General features: G+C 52.6%; 4 protein-coding genes. All 4 read left to right on the top strand.

Translation table 11 applies throughout. The features are described from left to right. Positions 1-288 precede the first annotated feature (288 nt). The 4 genes from ABD971_RS29955 (at position 289) to ABD971_RS29970 (ending at position 2208) form a co-directional block, all read left to right on the top strand. Entirely contained in the window at positions 289-465 is a 177-nt protein-coding gene (locus ABD971_RS29955) for a hypothetical protein (protein WP_345327375.1), read from the top strand. 198 nt (positions 466-663) lie between these two features. Further along, on the top strand, positions 664-1104 hold the full coding sequence (locus ABD971_RS29960) for a hypothetical protein (protein ID WP_345327376.1): 441 nt from the start codon (positions 664-666) through the stop codon (positions 1102-1104). Between the two features lie 116 nt (positions 1105-1220). Further along, complete coding sequence (locus ABD971_RS29965) at positions 1221-1652, top strand: hypothetical protein (protein ID WP_345327377.1); 432 nt, start codon at positions 1221-1223, stop codon at positions 1650-1652. Between the two features lie 127 nt (positions 1653-1779). Next, entirely contained in the window at positions 1780-2208 is a 429-nt protein-coding gene (locus ABD971_RS29970) for an immunity 22 family protein (protein ID WP_345327378.1), read from the top strand. Positions 2209-2376 lie beyond the last annotated feature (168 nt).

The following is a 2376-nucleotide window of genomic DNA, read 5'->3' on the forward strand; positions in this document are numbered from 1 at the left end:
CGATAACGTCTTTTCAAACGGCTGAGTCTCACGGTCGCGACCCCGTGAATTTCAGCGTTCTCCGACTGGAGATTCGCACTCGACCGTAGGATTCAAAGCTTGTCTTCGCCGGACGCAAAAGAAAAGAAATGGCTGCCTCCACTTGACCCGCCCAACGAGCTAGACACCAGTCCAATGCCACAACGAACGCAACCGCCGTGCCGAAATCGCATCATAGCGATAGCTTGCGCGATATTGATGATTTACACGCTGTCCTACATTGGACTCCGAAACCGAGGGCTAAGACAAATGGAGACTTACGACAACGTTGGTATTCTATACACGGATGTCGAGTCAACTTTTCAGCGACAAGACCTGACTGTCCATCAACTCTTGACCGCACTGTACGCACCGCTGAACCATCTCGATCGCAAGTTTTTTGGCGGTGAACATCCAATCGATTGCATCCTGTTTGATCTATCCTGACATTCGGACAATACAGCGGAGAACCATCGATTGAACCCAAGTTCCGGCCTATCTAAACTTGGCCACCACAAGGTCAACCGCCGGAACTGGGTTAACCGTGACGTTCTGTCATTGAAATCAATGCGACGCTTAGCGACCCTGCCCCTTCTCGTACTGGCGCTGATTGGGTGCACACCCCAGGACGATAGGAACGGGATAGTGAATCAAGACTTATTCATCGAATTCAAGTCGCGCTTAGGCAATTCAATTGTCCACCCATCTCAATGGAGAACGGAAGACAACGGCGATTCGTTCACACTTGCGTCTCCCGATGACCAAGCGGTCATCACTGCCCTCACATTTACAGTGGAGGGCACCGGTGCAATGACTGACTTCCAATCCATCATCGAATCGCAGATCGATGGGGATTGGGCTGACTCCCCATGGAATGACTTCATTATTGGTGACGCAATCGCAATGCGACGAAAACTGGTTCCGTCAGATGATTCGGGCGACACCGAATGGTTGATTTACACCACGCAACGCGGAGATTGCTACCACGCCTTGATGTTGAATGCGTCTTCGCTGGCGCTGGCGTTGAACGGCGACTTTTATGAAAACATCGTCCGTTCATTTGTCGGCATTTCTACTGTACCATAGGAGACAGAACCTTGGGATGCACGCGGAGGACTCGGCGTTGCGTTTTGGCAGTGGTTGCCTTTCGGCTCGTCCCCGGTGATCCCGGACGTTCCCCGACTGCATGCTCGCTGTTACAGATGGACGAACTGAACTCAAACACAGCTCGTCTCACTGAACGCGTTCCTGACGATCTGTTTGAACTCTGTCGTAAGGGACCGCTGCGATTTGCAAATAAAGACTTGCTTCCCGTCGTTGAACTCGCTGGCCGGCAATTGTTCCTTCAGTGGGGTGAAACCAAGACTGCCGCTGATGCTGCTGATTGCCACTTTCGACGTGGTCGGCCCTGGAAGATGAAACGTAACAGTCGGTCAGCCCGCCCGCTTCTGCCATTCGGTAGCCACGACTTGATTCTGATCGACTTTCCGCCCCTGCAAACAGGCTTATTCGGAGGGATTTGGTCGTACAACACTGCTCCGGTTGGCTACACTAAAGAGTCGCTGAATGACTGGGCGATTGCATTAGCCTCTGTTGTAGACGGCTTTGACGCTCAGCAATTCTTGCACGACTAACCCTACTGCAACGAAGCGGGGAACCAAGGGTTGTTACGGAGCCGGCCCTGCGAGCGGTTAGCAATGGGAAATCAACCGTTCCGGCCCGCAAAACCCAAACGTTCCCCTACCGAGATAGATCGTCATTATGGGCATGTTCGATTATCCCGACTTTACTGCACGCGATGACGATGTCGCATCGTTTTGGCTAGCGAAGTACGACCACACGCGACTACCCGACGATTACTTTACCGAGAACTACGGCGAAGATGACGACGAGGAATTCAACCAATACTCGCATGATTTTCGTATCGGCTTTTATGATCACGACTATCAAGAAACAGCTTGCACGGACGACGGGACATCCAAACCTATCGCCGAACTGCTACGAGGTTCCTGGGCGTCGTCCTATCGCAATGCCGTCTCCGAAGCTGCAAAAGCGCGCGGCTACATCGAAACTAGCTTGATTTGGATCATGTTCAACTTTCGGTACGATCCGAGTATCAGTGGGGTAATCGAGACTGACGATTTGCTTTTCTTAGGCGTTTTTCCATTCGACAAATCGGCACCTCCGTAGCACAACCTGGATGCCCAATTAGAGGCGGGGAACCATGCCGTGCACCGGAGCGGCGTCAGCGAGTTTCCTGATGGTAAGTTTTATTTTCGCCGCCCGGTGACGGCCGTCGTTCATCGCACCAACCGAAACGCGTTCCTCGAACCTCGATCGCTAGCACTGGCCGAACCG

Source organism: Novipirellula rosea, from assembly GCF_039541335.1.
Classification (GTDB): Bacteria; Planctomycetota; Planctomycetia; order Pirellulales; family Pirellulaceae; genus Novipirellula; species Novipirellula rosea.

Coding starts and splice junctions, on each gene's coding strand:
- ABD971_RS29970 (WP_345327378.1), top strand. CDS start 1,780: ATGGGCATGTTCGATTATCCCGACTTTACTGCACGCGATGACGATGTC.
- ABD971_RS29955 (WP_345327375.1), top strand. CDS start 289: ATGGAGACTTACGACAACGTTGGTATTCTATACACGGATGTCGAGTCA.
- ABD971_RS29965 (WP_345327377.1), top strand. CDS start 1,221: ATGGACGAACTGAACTCAAACACAGCTCGTCTCACTGAACGCGTTCCT.